Annotated in this window: 15 protein-coding genes and 1 tRNA gene; 11 read left to right on the top strand and 5 right to left on the bottom strand. The window is 52.5% G+C overall.

Annotation, left to right across the window (positions count from 1 at the left end):
- Positions 1–41 precede the first annotated feature (41 nt).
- Complete coding sequence (gene ttdT / locus RGV86_RS09515) at positions 42–1,505, top strand: L-tartrate/succinate antiporter (protein ID WP_085461206.1); 1,464 nt, start codon at positions 42–44, stop codon at positions 1,503–1,505.
- A 42-nt stretch (positions 1,506–1,547) separates the two neighbouring features.
- On the opposite strand, the gene tsaD is transcribed toward ttdT, so the two are convergent.
- A complete protein-coding gene (tsaD, locus tag RGV86_RS09520) occupies positions 1,548–2,561 on the bottom strand; it encodes a tRNA (adenosine(37)-N6)-threonylcarbamoyltransferase complex transferase subunit TsaD (RefSeq protein WP_001264365.1) in 1,014 nt (337 codons plus the stop codon).
- A 237-nt stretch (positions 2,562–2,798) separates the two neighbouring features.
- On the opposite strand from tsaD, the gene rpsU reads away from it, so the two are divergent.
- The 3 genes from rpsU to rpoD all read left to right on the top strand — a co-directional run bounded on the left by rpsU (position 2,799) and on the right by rpoD (position 6,906).
- Positions 2,799–3,014 (top strand): 30S ribosomal protein S21, encoded by a 216-nt coding sequence (gene rpsU, locus RGV86_RS09525; RefSeq protein ID WP_001144069.1) that lies wholly within the window; start codon positions 2,799–2,801, stop codon positions 3,012–3,014.
- A 110-nt stretch (positions 3,015–3,124) separates the two neighbouring features.
- Positions 3,125–4,870, top strand: a complete 1,746-nt coding sequence (gene dnaG, locus RGV86_RS09530; protein WP_032226322.1) for a DNA primase — start codon at positions 3,125–3,127, stop codon at positions 4,868–4,870.
- A 194-nt stretch (positions 4,871–5,064) separates the two neighbouring features.
- Positions 5,065–6,906 carry an RNA polymerase sigma factor RpoD gene (rpoD, locus tag RGV86_RS09535; RefSeq protein ID WP_000437367.1) on the top strand — a complete coding sequence of 614 codons (1,842 nt, stop codon included), beginning with the start codon at positions 5,065–5,067 and terminating at the stop codon, positions 6,904–6,906.
- 77 nt (positions 6,907–6,983) lie between these two features.
- Here rpoD and mug read toward each other — a convergent pair whose 3' ends face one another.
- Positions 6,984–7,490: a G/U mismatch-specific DNA glycosylase gene (gene mug, locus RGV86_RS09540; RefSeq protein WP_000227303.1), complete on the bottom strand. Its 507-nt coding sequence runs from the start codon at positions 7,488–7,490 to the stop codon at positions 6,984–6,986.
- A gap of 125 nt (positions 7,491–7,615) precedes the next feature.
- On the opposite strand from mug, the gene RGV86_RS09545 reads away from it, so the two are divergent.
- Positions 7,616–7,691, top strand: a tRNA-Ile gene (locus tag RGV86_RS09545).
- Between the two features lie 38 nt (positions 7,692–7,729).
- Here the strand turns inward: RGV86_RS09545 and nfeF are convergent.
- Positions 7,730–8,503 (bottom strand): NADPH-dependent ferric chelate reductase NfeF, encoded by a 774-nt coding sequence (nfeF, locus tag RGV86_RS09550; RefSeq protein WP_085461207.1) that lies wholly within the window; start codon positions 8,501–8,503, stop codon positions 7,730–7,732.
- A 276-nt stretch (positions 8,504–8,779) separates the two neighbouring features.
- Between nfeF and nfeR the strand changes: the two genes are divergently transcribed.
- Complete coding sequence (nfeR, locus tag RGV86_RS09555) at positions 8,780–9,403, top strand: DNA-binding transcriptional regulator NfeR (RefSeq protein WP_000018005.1); 624 nt, start codon at positions 8,780–8,782, stop codon at positions 9,401–9,403.
- Positions 9,404–9,614: 211 nt separating this feature from the next.
- On the opposite strand, the gene aer is transcribed toward nfeR, so the two are convergent.
- On the bottom strand, positions 9,615–11,135 hold the full coding sequence (aer, locus tag RGV86_RS09560) for an aerotaxis sensor receptor Aer (RefSeq protein ID WP_085461208.1): 1,521 nt from the start codon (positions 11,133–11,135) through the stop codon (positions 9,615–9,617).
- A gap of 418 nt (positions 11,136–11,553) precedes the next feature.
- Between aer and ygjG the strand changes: the two genes are divergently transcribed.
- The gene (gene ygjG / locus RGV86_RS09565; RefSeq protein ID WP_309508377.1) at positions 11,554–12,933 is read left to right on the top strand and encodes a putrescine aminotransferase; all 1,380 of its coding nucleotides are present in this window, start codon (positions 11,554–11,556) and stop codon (positions 12,931–12,933) included.
- A gap of 41 nt (positions 12,934–12,974) precedes the next feature.
- Here ygjG and RGV86_RS09570 read toward each other — a convergent pair whose 3' ends face one another.
- Positions 12,975–13,307 carry a tRNA-binding protein gene (locus tag RGV86_RS09570; protein WP_000450588.1) on the bottom strand — a complete coding sequence of 111 codons (333 nt, stop codon included), beginning with the start codon at positions 13,305–13,307 and terminating at the stop codon, positions 12,975–12,977.
- A gap of 218 nt (positions 13,308–13,525) precedes the next feature.
- Here RGV86_RS09570 and ebgR point away from each other — a divergent pair, with 218 nt between their 5' ends.
- The 4 genes from ebgR to RGV86_RS09590 all read left to right on the top strand — a co-directional run bounded on the left by ebgR (position 13,526) and on the right by RGV86_RS09590 (position 19,727).
- Entirely contained in the window at positions 13,526–14,509 is a 984-nt protein-coding gene (ebgR, locus tag RGV86_RS09575) for a transcriptional regulator EbgR (protein WP_085461209.1), read from the top strand.
- A gap of 183 nt (positions 14,510–14,692) precedes the next feature.
- Positions 14,693–17,785, top strand: a complete 3,093-nt coding sequence (gene ebgA, locus RGV86_RS09580; RefSeq protein ID WP_085461210.1) for a beta-galactosidase subunit alpha — start codon at positions 14,693–14,695, stop codon at positions 17,783–17,785.
- Entirely contained in the window at positions 17,782–18,231 is a 450-nt protein-coding gene (locus RGV86_RS09585; protein ID WP_001219943.1) for a beta-galactosidase subunit beta, read from the top strand. The genes ebgA and RGV86_RS09585 overlap by 4 nt, the downstream gene beginning before the upstream one ends.
- Positions 18,232–18,293: 62 nt before the next feature.
- Positions 18,294–19,727, top strand: a complete 1,434-nt coding sequence (locus tag RGV86_RS09590) for an amino acid permease (RefSeq protein WP_001285446.1) — start codon at positions 18,294–18,296, stop codon at positions 19,725–19,727.
- Positions 19,728–19,746 lie beyond the last annotated feature (19 nt).

Here is a 19,746-nt window from a genome sequence, read left to right on the forward strand (position 1 = left end):
GGAGAGGTTCGCCCCCTCTCCTTTTTCGCAGGCATAACACGATGAAACCTTCCACTGAATGGTGGCGATATCTCGCACCGCTGGCGGTCATCGCCATTATTGCTCTACTTCCGGTTCCTGCGGGGCTGGAGAGTCATACCTGGCACTACTTTGCTGTTTTTACCGGCGTGATCGTTGGGCTGATCCTCGAACCGGTGCCGGGTGCCGTGGTGGCGATGGTGGGTATATCCATCATCGCCATACTCTCTCCCTGGCTGCTGTTCAGCCCGGAGCAGCTCGCTCAGCCAGGCTTTAAATTCACTGCAAAATCCCTCTCGTGGGCCGTTTCCGGTTTTTCTAATTCGGTTATCTGGCTGATTTTCGCCGCCTTTATGTTTGGCACTGGCTATGAAAAAACCGGACTTGGACGTCGCATTGCGCTGATTCTGGTGAAAAAGATGGGGCATCGCACGCTGTTTCTCGGCTATGCGGTGATGTTCTCCGAGTTAGTCCTTGCACCTGTAACACCTTCCAACTCAGCGCGCGGTGCGGGGATTATCTATCCCATCATCCGTAACCTGCCGCCGCTCTATCAATCACAGCCGAACGACAGCAGTTCGCGCAGCATTGGCTCCTACATCATGTGGATGGGGATTGTTGCCGATTGTGTGACCAGCGCCATTTTCCTGACGGCGATGGCACCTAACTTACTGCTAATTGGACTGATGAAAAGCGCATCTCACGCCACGCTGAGTTGGGGCGACTGGTTCCTCGGGATGTTGCCGCTCAGCATTTTACTGGTTCTGCTGGTTCCCTGGCTGGCTTACGTGCTATACCCACCGGTACTGAAGTCTGGTGATCAGGTGCCGCGCTGGGCAGAGACGGAACTGCAAGCGATGGGGCCACTCTGTTCGCGTGAAAAACGGATGCTGGGGCTGATGGTGGGCGCGCTGGTGCTGTGGATTTTCGGCGGTGATTATATCGATGCTGCGATGGTCGGTTACAGCGTGGTGGCACTGATGCTGCTTCTGCGTATTATCAGCTGGGACGATATTGTCAGTAATAAAGCAGCGTGGAACGTTTTCTTCTGGCTGGCCTCGCTAATCACCCTCGCCACCGGACTCAACAACACCGGTTTTATTAGCTGGTTTGGCAAACTGTTAGCAGGCAGCTTAAGTGGTTATTCGCCGACGATGGTGATGATGGCGTTGATTGTGGTGTTTTATCTGCTGCGCTACTTTTTTGCCAGCGCCACGGCGTATACCTCCGCTCTCGCGCCGATGATGATTGCCGCTGCGCTGGCGATGCCGGAAATCCCGCTGCCGGTGTTCTGCCTGATGGTTGGCGCGGCAATTGGTCTGGGGAGCATTCTTACACCATACGCCACCGGACCCAGTCCGATTTACTACGGTAGTGGTTATCTGCCAACGGTGGATTACTGGCGACTGGGGGCGATTTTTGGGCTGATATTCCTCGTGTTGCTGGTGATTACCGGCTTACTGTGGATGCCCGTGGTGTTGCTTTAAGTGAGGACGGTGCCGGAAATTGCTCTCCGGCACCCGAGAGTTTTACGCAGCCGGTAACTCCGCCAGCGGCCAGCGCGGACGCACGCTAACGCCGAGATCCGCCGTCGCGCCTGCTTTAAACCGCACCATTCCGGCATAGGCGATCATCGCGCCGTTATCAGTACAAAATTCCGGACGCGCGTAGAACACTTCGCCGCGACGCTTTTTCATCATTTCCGCCAGTTTCGCCCGCAGCGTGCGGTTAGCACTCACGCCGCCTGCCATTACCAGTCGCTTAAAGCCCGTCTGATCCAGCGCACGCTTACACTTAATCATCAGCGTATCGACCACCGCATCTTCAAAAGCGCGGGCGATATCAGCACGCGTCTGGTCGTCGGTGCCGTTATCACGAATCGTGTTCGCGGCGAAGGTTTTCAGACCAGAAAAGCTGAAATCCAGCCCCGGACGGTCGGTCATCGGACGCGGGAAGACAAAGCGCCCGGCAGTACCCTGAGCCGCCATTTTCGACAGCAGCGGCCCGCCTGGATAATCCAGCCCCAGCAGCTTCGCGGTTTTATCAAACGCTTCACCAGCGGCATCATCAATGGACTCGCCGAGCAGCTCATACTGACCAATGCCGGTAACGCTGATTAACTGCGTATGACCGCCGGAAACCAGCAATGCGACAAACGGAAATTCCGGCGGGTTATCTTCCAGCATCGGTGCTAACAGATGCCCTTCCATATGGTGCACCGGAATCGCCGGAACGTTCCAGGCAAACGCCAGAGAACGTCCCACGGTCGCACCAACCAGCAGCGCGCCGACTAATCCTGGGCCTGCGGTATAGGCCACGGCATCAATATCTTTTGCCGTCAAACCAGACTCTTTCAGCGCCGCCTGGATCAACGGTACGGTTTTACGCACGTGATCGCGGGAGGCCAGCTCAGGCACCACGCCGCCGTAGTCAGCGTGTAATTTCACCTGACTATACAATTGGTTGGCTAACAAACCTTTTTCATCGTCGTAAATGGCGATGCCGGTTTCATCGCAGGAAGTTTCAATACCCAGTACACGCATGACTTGTTTTACCTCGCTTTATTACCGCGCAGTGTAGGACCAATGCGGGTTGATGTAAAACTTTGTTCGCCCCTGGAGAAAGCCTCGTGTATACTCCTCACCCTTATAAAAGTCCCTTTCAAAAGAGGTCGCGGTGCTTTACAAAGCAGCAGCAATTGCAGTAAAATTCCGCACCATTTTGAAATAAGCTGGCGTTGATGCCAGCGGCAAACCGAATTAATCAAAGGTGAGAGGCACATGCCGGTAATTAAAGTACGTGAAAACGAGCCGTTCGACGTAGCTCTGCGTCGCTTCAAGCGTTCCTGCGAAAAAGCAGGTGTTCTGGCGGAAGTTCGTCGTCGTGAGTTCTATGAAAAACCGACTACCGAACGTAAGCGCGCTAAAGCTTCTGCAGTGAAACGTCACGCGAAGAAACTGGCTCGCGAAAACGCACGCCGTACTCGTCTGTACTAATTCCCTGAGAGCGTTGCTCTCCGATCAGACCGAGTTGTAGTTGTAAGGCCGTGCTTCCGAAAGGAATGCGCGGCTTATTTTCGTTTATGAATTGCTAAAAATCGGGGCCTATGGCTGGACGAATCCCACGCGTATTCATTAATGATCTGCTGGCACGCACTGACATCGTCGATCTGATCGATGCCCGTGTGAAGCTGAAAAAGCAGGGCAAGAATTTTCACGCGTGTTGTCCATTCCACAACGAGAAAACCCCGTCATTCACCGTCAACGGTGAGAAACAGTTTTACCACTGCTTTGGATGTGGCGCGCACGGCAACGCGATCGACTTTCTGATGAACTACGACAAGCTTGAGTTCGTCGAAACGGTCGAAGAGTTGGCAGCAATGCACAATCTTGAAGTGCCATTTGAAGCAGGCAGCGGCCCCAGCCAGATAGAGCGCCATCAACGGCAAACGCTTTATCAGTTGATGGACGGTCTGAATACGTTTTACCAACAATCTTTACAACAACCTGTTGCCACATCTGCGCGCCAGTATCTGGAAAAACGCGGATTAAGCCACGAGGTCATCGCCCGCTTTGCGATTGGTTTTGCGCCCCCCGGCTGGGACAACGTCCTGAAACGGTTTGGCGGCAATCCAGAAAATCGCCAGTCATTGATTGATGCGGGCATGTTGGTCACCAACGATCAGGGTCGCAGTTACGATCGTTTCCGCGAGCGGGTGATGTTCCCTATTCGCGATAAGCGCAGTCGGGTGATTGGTTTTGGCGGGCGCGTGCTGGGCAACGATACCCCAAAATACCTGAACTCGCCGGAAACTGATATTTTTCATAAAGGCCGCCAGCTTTACGGTCTTTATGAAGCGCAGCAGGATAACGCTGAACCCCAGCGTCTGTTGGTGGTCGAAGGCTATATGGACGTGGTGGCTCTGGCGCAATACGGTATTAATTACGCCGTTGCATCGCTGGGTACGTCAACCACTGCCGATCACATTCAGTTATTGTTCCGCGCGACCAACAATGTCATTTGCTGTTATGACGGCGACCGTGCAGGTCGCGATGCCGCCTGGCGGGCGCTGGAAACTGCGCTGCCTTATATGACAGACGGCCGTCAGTTACGCTTTATGTTTTTACCCGATGGCGAAGACCCAGACACACTGGTGCGCAAAGAGGGTAAAGAGGCGTTTGAAGCGCGAATGGAGCAGGCAATGCCGCTCTCCGCGTTTCTGTTTAACAGCCTGATGCCGCAGGTTGACCTGAGTACCCCTGACGGGCGCGCACGTTTAAGTACGCTGGCGCTGCCACTGATTTCTCAGGTGCCAGGAGAAACGCTGCGCATCTATCTTCGTCAGGAATTAGGCAACAAGTTAGGCATACTTGATGACAGCCAGCTTGAACGATTAATGCCGAAAGCAGCAGAGAACGGCGTTTCTCGTCCTGTTCCGCAGCTAAAACGCACGACCATGCGTATACTTATAGGGTTGCTGGTGCAAAATCCAGAATTAGCGACGTTAGTCCCGCCGCTTGAGAATCTGGATCAAAATAAGCTTCCTGGACTTGGCTTATTCAGAGAACTGGTCAACACTTGTCTCTCTCAGCCAGGTCTGACCACCGGGCAACTTTTAGAGCACTATCGTGGTACAAATAATGCTGCCACCCTTGAAAAACTGTCGATGTGGGACGATATAGCAGATAAGAATATTGCTGAGCAAACCTTCACCGACTCACTCAACCATATGTTTGATTCGTTGCTTGAACTGCGCCAGGAAGAGTTAATCGCTCGTGAGCGCACCCATGGTTTAAGTAATGAAGAACGCCTGGAACTCTGGACATTAAACCAGGAACTGGCGAAAAAGTGATTTAACGGCTTAAGTGCCGAATAGCGATCGGGAAGCCCCCGACAGCCGCACTGAGAGGCAGCGGCAATGATATAAGTACGCCCTCGTAATTATCGTTGGCGGTAAATAACCGTTGGATTTCAGTATTAACGTCTGAATGATATCCGGTCAATCGCCCAACACCAACCTCATGAAATAAGTGTGGATACCGTCTTATGGAGCAAAACCCGCAGTCACAGCTGAAACTTCTTGTCACCCGTGGTAAGGAGCAAGGCTATCTGACCTATGCCGAGGTCAATGACCATCTGCCGGAAGATATCGTCGATTCCGATCAGATCGAAGACATCATCCAAATGATCAATGACATGGGCATTCAGGTGATGGAAGAAGCGCCGGATGCCGATGACCTGATGCTGGCTGAAAACACAGCAGACGAAGATGCTGCCGAAGCCGCCGCGCAGGTGCTTTCCAGCGTGGAATCTGAAATCGGGCGCACGACTGACCCGGTACGCATGTACATGCGTGAAATGGGCACCGTTGAACTGTTGACCCGCGAAGGCGAAATTGACATCGCTAAACGCATCGAAGACGGGATCAACCAGGTTCAATGCTCCGTTGCTGAATATCCGGAAGCGATCACCTATCTGCTGGAACAGTATGATCGTGTTGAAGCAGAAGAAGCGCGTCTGTCAGATCTGATCACTGGCTTTGTTGACCCGAACGCAGAAGAAGATCTGGCACCAACCGCCACTCACGTCGGTTCTGAGCTTTCCCAGGAAGATCTGGACGATGACGAAGATGAAGACGAAGAAGATGCCGACGACGACAGTGCCGACGATGACAACAGCATCGACCCGGAGCTGGCTCGCGAAAAATTTGCTGAACTGCGCGCTCAGTACGTTGTAACGCGTGACACCATTAAAGCGAAAGGCCGCAGCCACGCTGCCGCTCAGGAAGAGATCCTGAAACTGTCTGAAGTATTCAAACAGTTCCGCCTGGTGCCGAAGCAGTTTGACTACCTGGTCAACAGTATGCGCGTCATGATGGATCGCGTTCGTACACAAGAGCGTCTGATCATGAAGCTCTGCGTTGAGCAGTGCAAAATGCCGAAGAAAAACTTCATCACCCTGTTTACCGGCAACGAAACCAGCGATACCTGGTTCAACGCGGCAATTGCGATGAACAAGCCGTGGTCGGAAAAACTGCACGATGTCTCTGAAGAAGTGCATCGCGCCCTGCAGAAACTGCAGCAGATTGAAGAAGAAACCGGCCTGACCATTGAGCAGGTTAAAGACATTAACCGTCGCATGTCCATCGGTGAAGCGAAAGCCCGCCGTGCGAAGAAAGAGATGGTTGAAGCGAACTTACGTCTGGTTATTTCTATCGCTAAGAAATACACCAACCGTGGCTTGCAGTTCCTCGATCTGATTCAGGAAGGCAACATCGGTCTGATGAAAGCGGTTGATAAATTCGAATACCGTCGTGGTTACAAGTTCTCCACCTACGCAACCTGGTGGATCCGTCAGGCGATCACCCGCTCTATCGCAGATCAGGCGCGCACCATCCGTATTCCGGTGCATATGATTGAGACTATCAACAAGCTCAACCGTATTTCTCGCCAGATGCTGCAAGAAATGGGTCGTGAACCAACGCCGGAAGAACTGGCTGAACGTATGCTGATGCCGGAAGACAAAATCCGCAAAGTGCTGAAGATCGCCAAAGAGCCAATCTCCATGGAAACGCCGATCGGTGATGATGAAGATTCGCATCTGGGGGATTTCATCGAGGATACCACCCTCGAACTGCCGCTGGATTCTGCGACCACCGAGAGCCTGCGTGCGGCAACGCACGACGTACTGGCTGGCCTGACCGCGCGTGAAGCAAAAGTTCTGCGTATGCGTTTCGGTATCGATATGAACACCGACCACACGCTGGAAGAAGTGGGTAAACAGTTCGACGTTACCCGTGAACGTATCCGTCAGATCGAAGCGAAGGCGCTGCGTAAACTGCGTCACCCAAGCCGTTCTGAAGTACTGCGTAGCTTCCTGGACGATTAATCGGTAAGCCGGATAGGCGTTTACGCCGCATCCGGCACTTATCCCTCTGCACAAACGCCACCTTTTCGGTGGCGTTTTTATCGCCCACGCACGACCAGCGCCTGATCCAGTTCCCGATACGCCTCAACCAGTTTCTCCAGTGAAACGCGACTTAAACCGCTGGGATTCGGCAACACCCAAATCTGCGTCGAACCAATGGTGAGCGTTTGTTTCCCCCATTGTGCACCGCGCTGGCTGAATCCCTGTTCATATGCTTGTTTGCCCAGAATCGCCAACGCTTGCGGCTGATAATCTTCAATTTTTTCAATCAGCTTGCGCCCGCCTGCGTGCAACTCCTGCTTTGAAACTTCATTGGCTTGCACCGTTGGACGATCTACCAGTTTGGTAACACCGCAACGATAATCCAGCAGATGCTGCGCTTCCTGTGGCTTCAACTGACGGTCGGTAAATCCGGCCTGATAAATCACCTTCCAGAAGCGATTTGCCGGATGGGCAAACGGAAAGCCAGACTCTGCGGAAGAAAGGCCCGGATTGATGCCACAAAACACCACACGCAATCCTGGCGCAAGAATATCGTCAACCATATTAACTCCTGAACAACACAACCCGCAGGAAGTATAACGAATTGAAAACACGTTGTTTATAAAAACAGCAGCCGCACGCTAATGGCTGGATCGCGGCACGGAGTTACTTTATAATCCGCTACCATGGCCCCTTAGCTCAGTGGTTAGAGCAGGCGACTCATAATCGCTTGGTCGCTGGTTCAAGTCCAGCAGGGGCCACCAGATACCGCAAAGGCTGACGAGAAATCGTCAGCCTTTTTTCATATATCAATCTTTGCGTGCCAGTAAGCCGCTGCGCGTACCCGCTGTGGGTCATATTGTTCCGCTTCAAAGCGGCGGCTTAAATTCTTAACCACCTTACCTTCGCCGGTTATCCAGATGAAATAATCATCGGCAGGAATTTCCAGCTGCGCCAGACGCGCGTCCACCGCCTGCTCATCATGCGCCAGCCACTCGATGTTAAAACCGTCAAGGTGCGCGAGATAATCCTGACAGGCGTTATCCCGCACGCTGACCAGCGCGGTAACTTGCGGTTTAACGGCAAGTTTGCTCAACGTTTCCAGGCGGCGGCGCAGTGCGGGCATTCCGGATTCATCACAGACATACAGCTGATACGCGTAATCTTCCGGCACCACCAGCGAACCACGCGGTCCGGCTACTGTGAGTTTATCGCCCGGTTGCGCCTGCATCGCCCAGCCGCTGGCGACACCGCCGTCATGAATAAAAAAATCGATCGCCAGTTCATGGCGCTGCTCATCATACAGTGGCGTATAGTCGCGCGACGGCGGGCGTGGCCCTTCCGGCCAGACGATACCCTCTTCTGTTACCGTTGGCGGTACAAAGTGAGCGTCAGGTTGAGGAAAGAAGAGTTTGCTGTGATCGTCAAAGCCGCGCGACGTAAAACCGTCCAACGCCTCGCCGCCGAGGACAATGCGCTGAAAACTGGCGCTGATGCGCTCAACGCGTAACACGGTCAGTTCACGGAAGCGCAGATCATTGCGAACGCGCTGTGGGTAGCGGGGAGAGTTATTCATTGTTATCGCCTTCGTGATGGTAATCAGATATATCTAAATAAAATTCGCAAATGATAATGATTGTTAATCATGATAAATGCAAGCAATTTGTAGAACTGATATATCTGAAGTATGTGAAGTCATTCAGCACCGTAGCAAGGCTGCCGGATGCGGCGTGAACGCCTTATCCGGCCTACATGTTGAGTACATCTGAGTTTAAAAATCATTTTTGTACTTGCAGTAATGCTCATATCAGATATAAATTAGATATATCTAATTAAGCAAAAGGAGGCTGATATGAGCCATCATCACGAAGGGTGTTGTAAACATGAAGGCCAGCCACGCCATGAAGGCTGCTGTAAAGGTGAGAAGTCAGAACACGAGCACTGCGGGCACGGTCACCAGCATGAACACGGTCAATGCTGCGGTGGTCGCCACGGTCGCGGCGGCGGTCGTCGGCAGCGTTTCTTTGGTCACGGTGAATTGCGCCTGGTGATTCTGGATATTCTCTCGCGCGATGACAGCCACGGTTATGAGTTGATTAAAGCGATTGAGAATCTGACCCAGGGGAATTACACCCCAAGCCCGGGCGTCATCTACCCGACGCTGGATTTTCTCCAGGAGCAGTCGCTAATTACCATCCGCGAAGAGGAAGGCGGCAAAAAACAGATTGCGCTGACCGAACAGGGCGCGCAGTGGCTGGAAGAAAACCGCGAACAAGTGGAGATGATTGAGGAACGCATCAAAGCGCGTTGCGTTGGTGCGGCGCTGCGCCAGAACCCGCAAATGAAGCGGGCGCTGGATAATTTTAAAGCGGTGCTGGACCTACGTGTCAACCAGAGCGATATTACCGACGCGCAGATAAAAAAGATCATTGCGGTGATCGACCGCGCCGCTTTTGATATTACGCAACTGGATTAATCACCGATTGCCGGATGCGGCGTAAACACCTTATCCGCCTACACCCGTCCACAGGACTGATAAGATGCGTCAGCATCGCATCAGGCATTGTGTACCAACCGCCGGATGCGGCGTGAACGCCTTATCCGGCCTACACCCGTTCGTAAAACTGATAAGATGCGCCAGCATCGCATCAGGCATTGTGCTCCAACTGCCGGATGCGGCATACCGATTAATGCAGCACCGTCACCGCGTCTTCCAGTCGGCTGGCGCGGTGTTTTACCATCGCCGACACCTGCGCGCTCTCCTCCACTAGCTCGGCGTTTTTCTGGGTGATCAGGTTAAGCTCATCTACCGCACGGGTCAGGCTGGAAAGCCCATCAGCCTGTTCCAGCGTTGAATGGCTAATCTGAGCAATTAACTGGGTGACGTTTTTTACCTGCACCACAATATCGTCCATCGTCCGCCCGGCGGCGTGTACCTGTTGCGAACCGGATTGCACCTTATCTGCACTGGCATCAATTAGCTTGCGAATATCGTTGGCAGCATTGGCGCTACGGCTGGCTAAATGACGTACCTCCCCAGCCACCACCGCGAAACCTTTGCCTTGTTCTCCGGCGCGCGCCGCTTCCACCGCCGCATTCAGGGCGAGGATATTGGTCTGAAACGCAATATCGTTAATCAGCGAAGTTATGGTGCCAATGCGCTGGGTACTGTCGGCGATATCGTCCATCGTTTTGATCACCGTGGTCATCGCTTCCCCGCCCTGCACTGCTGCATTACTGGCAGTGATAGAAAGTTTATCGGCAGCCGACGCCGTAGCAGAGTTCTGTTTCACCGACGCCGCCATCTGGTTCATGGTCGCCACCGTTTGCTGAACGTTATCAACTGTCTGCTGGGTATGTTCGTTCAGTTCATCAGTGCCTTTCGCCAGCGTCTCGCTGCCGTTTCTGACACTGGACACCTGGCTTGAGACATCATTAATTAGCCAACGGCACATCAGGCCAAGTTGCCCTACCGCGCGTAATGTCAGCCCCAGCTCATCGCTGCGATTCAAATGCTCAACACTATTACGTTCTCCGGTCGCCACCTTCAGTGCCTGACGGGCAACATTTTCTATCGGGCGTACAATCTGCCATTCAAAACAGGCACTTGCCAACAACATCACTAGCGCACAGAGGAAATACGTCACCACCGGGGCAGCAACAAACCAGAGCATTGCCGCCAGCACGATAAACATCAGCGCCATCACTCCACGCGCCCGCCAGCGAAGCGGCAATGAAGGCTGTTTTCCCAGCCAGCCTTTACGCACCACCAGACCTTTATGAATACGCTTATTTGTACGTCCGGCATTCAGCGCCTTGTACAGCGGCTCTACCGCTGCGATCTCGTCATCCGTCGCCCGTGTACGAATCGACATATAACCACTGATTTTGCCCTCACGCACCATCGGCACCACATTCGCCCGCACCCAATAATGATCGCCATTTTTGTGCCGATTTTTCACAATACCACTCCAGGGTTCCCCCTGCTTCAGGGTGTACCACATATCAGCAAAGGCCGCTTTCGGCATATCCGGATGGCGCACCATGTTATGCGGCTGTCCCTGTAACTCTTGCAAGGTATAGCCGCTAACCTGCACAAAAGTGTCATTAGCATGTGTGATATAGCTTTGTAGATTGGTAGTAGACATCAGAGTGGTATCGTCAGCCAGCGGGATATTTTGCTGGGTGACATACGGATGAGAAGACATAATCGCGTCCTGTGCAGGTTATATTGTTGTTAACTTCTTGTCAGAAGTTATGTCGGCTCCGGTGAGGTTATCTTTAGTGGTTTAATTTGATTTAGATCGCAATTTTCGATTAAAGCACAAAACCTAATTCCTTGATTTAAAATACTTTCACTTGGGTACTATCCCGGCACGTTTATTATATTGCCCAACAATCAGGCAATTATTGCCCTGACATAGTGCATTTCCTCCTGGATAGCAGGAGGTGCGCCCGATAAAAATCGTGCAAAATAACGGCAAGTGTTAACAAATAGCATTAAATATTGCATGAATGATAACCGCATTTATGTTTATCCCGATTTTCGCGATCGCAGCCGGAGTGGCGCAATCCCTGCAATACTTAAATCGGTATCATGTGATACGCGAGACTCCGGAGCATATTTTGAACAGGTTACCTTCGAGCGCATCGGCTTTAGCGTGCAGCGCCCACGCCCTGAATCTCATTGAAAAGCGAACGCTGGATCATGAGGAGATGAAAGCACTTAACCGCGAGGTGATTGAATACTTCAAAGAGCATGTCAATCCGGGGTTTTTAGAGTATCGCAAATCTGTTACCGCCGGCGGGGATTACGGAGCCGTAGAGTGGCAAGCGGGAGGTTTAAATACGCTTGTCGACACCCAAGGACAGGAGTTTATCGACTGCCTGGGAGGTTTTGGCATTTTCAACGTGGGGCACCGTAATCCAGTTGTGGTTTCCGCCGTACAGAATCAACTTGCGAAACAGCCGCTGCACAGCCAGGAGTTGCTAGACCCATTACGGGCGATGCTGGCGAAAACCCTTGCCGCGCTAACGCCCGGTAAACTGAAATACAGCTTCTTCTGTAATAGCGGCACTGAGTCCGTTGAAGCGGCGCTGAAGCTGGCGAAGGCTTATCAGTCACCGCGCGGCAAGTTTACTTTTATTGCCACCAGCGGCGCGTTCCACGGTAAATCGCTTGGCGCACTGTCAGCCACGGCAAAATCGACCTTCCGCAAACCGTTTATGCCGCTGCTACCGGGCTTCCGTCATGTACCATTTGGCAATATCGAAGCCATGCGCACGGCCCTTAGCGAGTGCAAAAAAACCGGTGATGATGTGGCTGCGGTGATCCTTGAGCCGATTCAGGGCGAAGGTGGCGTCATTCTGCCGCCGCCGGGCTATCTCACCGCCGTGCGTAAGCTGTGCGATGAGTTCGGCGCACTGATGATCCTCGATGAAGTACAAACGGGTATGGGGCGCACGGGCAAGATGTTTGCCTGTGAGCATGAGAACGTTCAGCCGGACATTCTGTGTCTGGCAAAAGCCCTCGGCGGCGGCGTGATGCCGATTGGCGCAACCATCGCCACTGAAGAGGTGTTCTCAGTCCTGTTCGACAACCCATTCCTGCATACCACCACCTTTGGCGGCAACCCGCTGGCCTGTGCGGCGGCGCTGGCGACCATCTATGTGTTGCTGGAGCAGAACTTACCGGCTCAGGCTGAACAAAAAGGCGATATGTTGCTGGACGGTTTCCGCCAACTGGCGCGGGAATATCCCGATCTGGTGCAGGAAGCGCGAGGTAAAGGGATGTTGATGGCGATTGAGTTTGTTGATAACGAAATCGGCTACAACTTTGCCAGCGAGATGTTCCGCCAGCGTGTGCTGGTCGCCGGCACGCTCAACAACGCCAAAACGATCCGCATTGAACCGCCACTGACGCTGACCATTGAACAGTGTGAACTGGTGATCAAAGCGGCGCGTAAGGCGCTGGCGGCCATGCGAGTAAGTGTCGAAGAAGCGTAATATCAATTCGGATGGCGATGCAACGTCGCCATCCGATCTCTTTATACGATTCGCACGCCCGCAGGCATCATCCGTTCCGGCGTTAACAGTACGCTTTCACTGCCGTCATCGGTTTCCGCACACAACAGCATGCATTCCGACGTTTCACCGCGCATTTTCGCTTTTTGCAGATTGCACAACACCACCACCGTTTTCCCCATCAGCTCTTCTTCGCTGTAGTACGGCACCAGGCTGGTCACGGTTTGCAGCGTTTTTTCCCCCACATCAACCTGTACAATGTACAGCTTGTCGGCGTTTTCATGGCGTTTCACTTCCACAATTTTCCCGACGCGCATTTCCAGTCGCGCAAAATCAGCGTAAGCAACGGTTTCCATTGTTTCCCCCCCTCAAGTAAAATTTTACTAAACTATAGCAAAAGTTTTTCTCAATCCTGTAGGCTAAAAATGGAGAATGCAGGCGTGATCACATTCGTAAGCCGCTGTGTTACCGTTACAGCGTCAAAGAAACGCGCTTTATTTACTGAAAACAGGTGACCCGATAAGCACTTCCTCTACAATGGAGACGCACATCAGGGAAAGTAAAAAAGGTAAACATGGCAACACTAAAAGACATCGCAATCGAAGCTGGCGTATCCCTGGCGACAGTATCCAGGGTCTTAAATGACGATCCGACGTTGAATGTGAAAGAAGAGACGAAACATCGCATTCTCGAGATCGCCGAAAAGCTGGAGTACAAGACCAGTAGCGCCCGTAAACTACAGACAGGCGCAGTCAACCAACACCATATTCTGGCTATCTACAGCTACCAACAGGAGCTGGAGATCAACGATCCTTATTATCTGGCGATCCGCCACGGCATTGAAACCCAGTGCGAAAAGCTGGCGATCGAACTGACCAACTGTTATGAGCACAGCGGATTACCGGGCATTAAAAACGTCACCGGTATTTTGATTGTCGGTAAACCCACGCCTGCCCTGCGCGCCGCCGCCAGCGCATTGACCGACAATATCTGTTTTATCGACTTTCACGAACCCGGCAGCGGTTACGATGCGGTGGATATCGATCTGGCACGCATCAGTAAAGAAATCATCGACTTCTACATCGATCAGGGCGTTAATCGTATTGGTTTTATTGGCGGCGAAGATGAGCCTGGCAAGGCGGATATTCGTGAAGTCGCCTTTGTGGAATATGGCCGACTGAAACAAGTAGTACGCGAAGAGGACATCTGGCGCGGCGGTTTTTCCAGTTCGTCGGGCTATGAACTGGCAAAGCAAATGCTGGCGCGGGAAGACTATCCGAAGGCGTTGTTTGTCGCTTCTGATTCCATTGCTATCGGCGTACTGCGGGCAATTCATGAACGTGGCCTGAACATCCCACAGGATATTTCGCTTATCAGCGTGAACGACATCCCCACCGCGCGATTTACCTTTCCGCCGCTCTCAACCGTGCGCATCCATTCCGAAATGATGGGAAGCCAGGGCGTTAACCTGTTGTATGAAAAGGCTCGCGATGGTCGCGCGCTGCCGCTGTTAGTGTTTGTTCCCAGCAAATTAAAACTGCGCGGCACCACCCGCTAAATCCCCTTACACACTGTCCGGCAATCGTTTTTGCCGGACAGTGCTGCCGTTTATTTTCGTGATCCAGTTAAAGTAAATGCATTTACCTGCTACTTTTTAGTAAAAATTTTACTAAACTCCCCAGCAATTACACAAACTACCATCACCATGAATGGTTCCGATTTCTCTCTACCGGGAGGCCCTATGAATCGCTGGGAAAACATTCAACTCACCCACGAAAACCGACTTGCGCCGCGTGCGTACTTTTTTTCATATGATTCTGTTGCGCAGGCACGCACCTTTGCCCGCGAAACCAGCAGCCTGTTTCTGCCCTTAAGCGGTCAGTGGAATTTCCATTTCTTTGATCATCCGCTGCAAGTGCCAGAAGCCTTCACTTCCGAGTTAATGGCTGACTGGGGGGACATTACCGTCCCCGCCATGTGGCAAATGGAAGGCCACGGCAAACTGCAATATACCGACGAAGGTTTTCCGTTCCCCATCGATGTGCCTTTTGTCCCCAGCGATAACCCAACCGGTGCCTATCAACGTATTTTCACCCTCAGCGACGGCTGGCAGGGCAAGCAGACGCTGATTAAATTTGACGGCGTCGAAACCTATTTTGAAGTCTACGTTAACGGTCAGTATGTGGGTTTCAGCAAGGGCAGTCGCCTGACCGCAGAGTTTGACATCAGCGCGATGGTTAAAACCGGCGATAACCTGTTGTGTGTGCGCGTCATGCAGTGGGCGGACTCCACCTACGTGGAAGACCAGGATATGTGGTGGTCGGCGGGGATCTTCCGCGATGTTTATCTGATCGGTAAACAACTAACGCATATTAACGATTTCACCGTGCGCACCGACTTTGACGAAGCCTATTGCGATGCCACGCTCTCCTGCGAAGTGGTGCTGGAAAACCTCGCCGCCTCCCCTGTCGTAACGACGCTGGAATATACCCTGTTCGACGGCGAACGCGTGGTGCACAGCAGCGCCATTCCTCATCTGGCAATTGAAAAACTGACCAGCGCCAGCTTTGCTTTTACTGTCGAACAGCCGCAGCAATGGTCGGCAGAATCTCCTTATCTTTACCATCTGGTCATGACGCTGAAAGACGCCGACGGCAACATTCTGGAAGTGGTGCCGCAACGCGTCGGCTTCCGTGATATCAAAGTGCGCGACGGTCTGTTCTGGATCAATAACCGTTATGTGATGCTGCACGGCGTCAACCGTCACGATAACGATCATCGCAAAGGCCGCGCCGTTGGGATGGATCGCGTCGAGAAAGATCTCCAGTTGATGAAGCAGCACAACATCAACTCCGTGCGTACCGCTCACTACCCGAACGATCCGCGTTTCTACGAACTGTGTGATATCTATGGCCTGTTTGTGATGGCGGAAACCGACGTCGAATCGCACGGCTTTGCTAACGTCGGCGATATCAGCCGCATTACTGACGATCCGCAGTGGGAAAAGGTCTACGTCGAGCGCATCGTTCGCCATATTCACGCGCAGAAAAACCATCCGTCGATCATCATCTGGTCGCTGGGCAACGAGTCCGGCTATGGCTGTAATATCCGCGCGATGTACCACGCGGCGAAGGCGCTCGATGACACGCGTCTGGTGCACTACGAAGAAGATCGCGATGCTGAAGTGGTCGATATTATTTCCACCATGTACACCCGCGTGCCGCTGATGAATGAGTTTGGTGAATATCCGCATCCGAAGCCGCGTATCATCTGCGAATACGCTCATGCGATGGGGAACGGACCGGGCGGGCTAACGGAATACCAGAACGTCTTCTATAAGCACGATTGCATTCAGGGACATTATGTCTGGGAATGGTGCGACCACGGGATCCAGGCGCAGGATGACAACGGCAATGTCTGGTATAAATTCGGCGGCGACTACGGCGACTATCCCAACAACTATAACTTCTGTCTTGATGGTTTGATCTATTCCGATCAGACGCCGGGACCGGGCCTGAAAGAGTACAAACAGGTTATCGCGCCGGTAAAAATCCACGCGCTGGATCTGACTCGCGGCGAGTTGAAAGTCGAAAATAAACTGTGGTTTACCACGCTTGATGACTACACCCTGCACGCAGAGGTGCGCGCCGAAGGTGAAACGCTCGCGACACAGCAGATTAAACTGCGCGACGTTGCGCCGAACAGCGAAGCCCCCTTGCAGATCACGCTGCCGCAGCTGGACGCCCGCGAAGCGTTCCTCAACATTACGGTGACCAAAGATTCCCGCACCCGCTACAGCGAAGCCGGGCATTCTATCGCCACTTATCAGTTCCCGCTGAAGGAAAACACCGCGCAGCCAGTGCCTTTCACACCAAATAATGCGCGTCCGCTGACGCTGGAAGACGATCGTTTGAGCTACACCGTTCGCGGCTACAACTTCGCGATCACCTTCTCAAAAATGAGTGGCAAACCGACATCCTGGCAGGTGAATGGCGAATCGATGCTGACTCGCGAGCCAAAGATCAACTTCTTCAAGCCAATGATCGACAACCACAAGCAGGAGTACGAAGGGCTGTGGCAGCCGAATCATTTGCAGATCATGCAGGAACATCTGCGCGACTTTGCCGTAGAACAGAGCGATGGTGAAGTGTTGATCATCAGCCGCACGGTTATTGCCCCACCGGTGTTTGACTTCGGGATGCGCTGCACCTACATCTGGCGCATCGCTGCCGATGGCCAGGTTAACGTGGCGCTTTCCGGCGAGCGTTACGGCGACTATCCGCACATCATTCCGTGCATCGGTTTCACCATGGGGATTAACGGCGAATACGATCAGGTGGCGTATTACGGTCGTGGACCGGGCGAAAACTACGCCGACAGCCAGCAGGCTAACATCATCGATATCTGGCGCAGCACCGTCGATGCCATGTTCGAGAACTATCCCTTCCCGCAGAACAACGGCAACCGTCAGCATGTCCGCTGGGCGGCACTGACTAACCGCCACGGCAACGGTCTGCTGGTGGTTCCGCAGCGCCCAATTAACTTCAGCGCCTGGCACTACACCCAGGAGAACATCCACGCCGCGCAACACTGCAACGAACTTCAGCGCAGTGATGACATCACCCTGAATCTTGACCACCAGCTGCTCGGCCTTGGCTCCAACTCCTGGGGCAGCGAGGTGCTGGACTCCTGGCGCGTCTGGTTCCGTGACTTCAGCTACGGCTTTACGTTGCTGCCGGTTTCTGGCGGAGAAGCTACCGCGCAAAGCCTGGCGTCGTATGAGTTCGGCGCAGGGTTCTTTTCCACGAATTTGCACAGCGAGAATAAGCAATGAGGATCATCGATAACTTAGAACAATTCCGCCAGATTTACGCCTCTGGCAAGAAGTGGCAACGCTGCGTTGAAGCGATTGAAAATATCGACAACATTCAGCCTGGCGTCGCCCACTCCATCGGTGACTCATTGACCTACCGTGTGGAAAATGACTCCGCGACCGATGCGTTATTTACCGGGCATCGTCGTTATTTTGAAGTGCATTACTACCTGCAAGGGCAGCAAAAGATTGAATATGCGCCGAAAGAGACATTACAGGTAGTGGAATATTATCGCGATGAAACTGACCGTGAATATTTAAAAGGCTGCGGAGAAACCGTCGAGGTTCACGAAGGGCAAATCGTTATTTGCGATATCCATGAAGCGTATCGGTTTATCTGCAATAACGCGGTCAAAAAAGTGGTTCTCAAAGTCACCATCGAAGATGGTTATTTCCATAACAAATAACAACTACGGCGGCAAAAGGAGTTTGCCGCCACCGCTACCCTACTCATTTTCGGAGATGTGTTATGTCTGATACCAAACGTAATACAATCGGCAAATTCGGCTTGCTCTCGCTGACTTTTGCCGCCGTTTACAGCTTTAACAACGTTATCAATAATAATATTGAGCTTGGACTGGCCTCGGCGCCGATGTTTTTCCTCGCAACGATTTTTTATTTTATTCCCTTCTGTCTGATCATCGCAGAATTTGTCTCGTTAAATAAAAACTCGGAAGCCGGTGTCTACGCGTGGGTAAAAAGTTCGCTGGGCGGACGTTGGGCATTTATTACTGCCTATACCTACTGGTTCGTAAACCTGTTCTTTTTCACCTCGCTGTTGCCGCGCGTTATTGCTTACGCTTCATATGCCTTCCTCGGCTACGAATATATTATGACGCCAGTTGCCACCACCATTATCAGTATGGTGCTGTTCGCCTTCTCCACCTGGGTTTCTACCAACGGGGCGAAAATGCTGGGGCCAATTACCTCCGTCACTTCAACGCTGATGCTGCTGTTAACGCTCTCCTACATTTTACTGGCAGGTACGGCGCTGGTTGGCGGCGTACAGCCTGCCGATCCGATCACCGTTGACGCGATGATCCCGAACTTCAACTGGGCGTTCCTCGGCGTTACCACCTGGATCTTTATGGCCGCAGGCGGCGCGGAGTCCGTCGCGGTGTACGTTAACGACGTCAAAGGCGGTTCGAAATCGTTCGTTAAAGTGATCATCCTCGCCGGGATTTTCATTGGCGTACTGTATTCCGTCTCCTCGGTGCTGATTAACGTCTTCGTCAGCAGCAAAGAGTTGAAATTTACCGGCGGATCGGTGCAGGTATTCCACGGCATGGCGGCGTATTTTGGTCTGCCGGAAGCGTTGATGAATCGCTTTGTTGGCCTTGTTTCCTTTACTGCGATGTTCGGTTCCCTGCTGATGTGGACCGCAACGCCGGTGAAAATTTTCTTCTCCGAAATCCCGGAAGGCATCTTTGGTAAGAAAACCGTTGAACTGAACGAAAACGGCGTTCCGGCGCGTGCAGCGTGGATCCAGTTCCTGATCGTCATCCCGCTGATGATTATCCCGATGCTCGGTTCCAATACTGTGCAGGATCTGATGAATACTATTATTAATATGACTGCCGCAGCGTCCATGCTTCCGCCGTTATTCATCATGCTGGCTTACCTGAATTTACGCGCCAAATTAGATCACCTGCCACGTGATTTCCGTATGGGTTCCCGCCGCACCGGTATTATCGTTGTTTCAATGCTGATTGCGATATTTGCCGTAGGGTTTGTCGCTTCGACATTCCCGACTGGCGCGAATATTCTGACCATCATTTTTTATAACGTCGGCGGTATTGTTATCTTCCTCGGCTTTGCGTGGTGGAAATACAGTAAATATATAAAGGGATTAACGGCTGAAGAGCGCCATATTGAAGCGACGCCAGCCAGCAATGTTGATTAAGCAGAATAATAAAAAATGA

Origin of the sequence: Escherichia ruysiae (assembly GCF_031323975.1) — a bacterium.
Lineage (GTDB): Bacteria > Pseudomonadota > Gammaproteobacteria > Enterobacterales > Enterobacteriaceae > Escherichia > Escherichia ruysiae.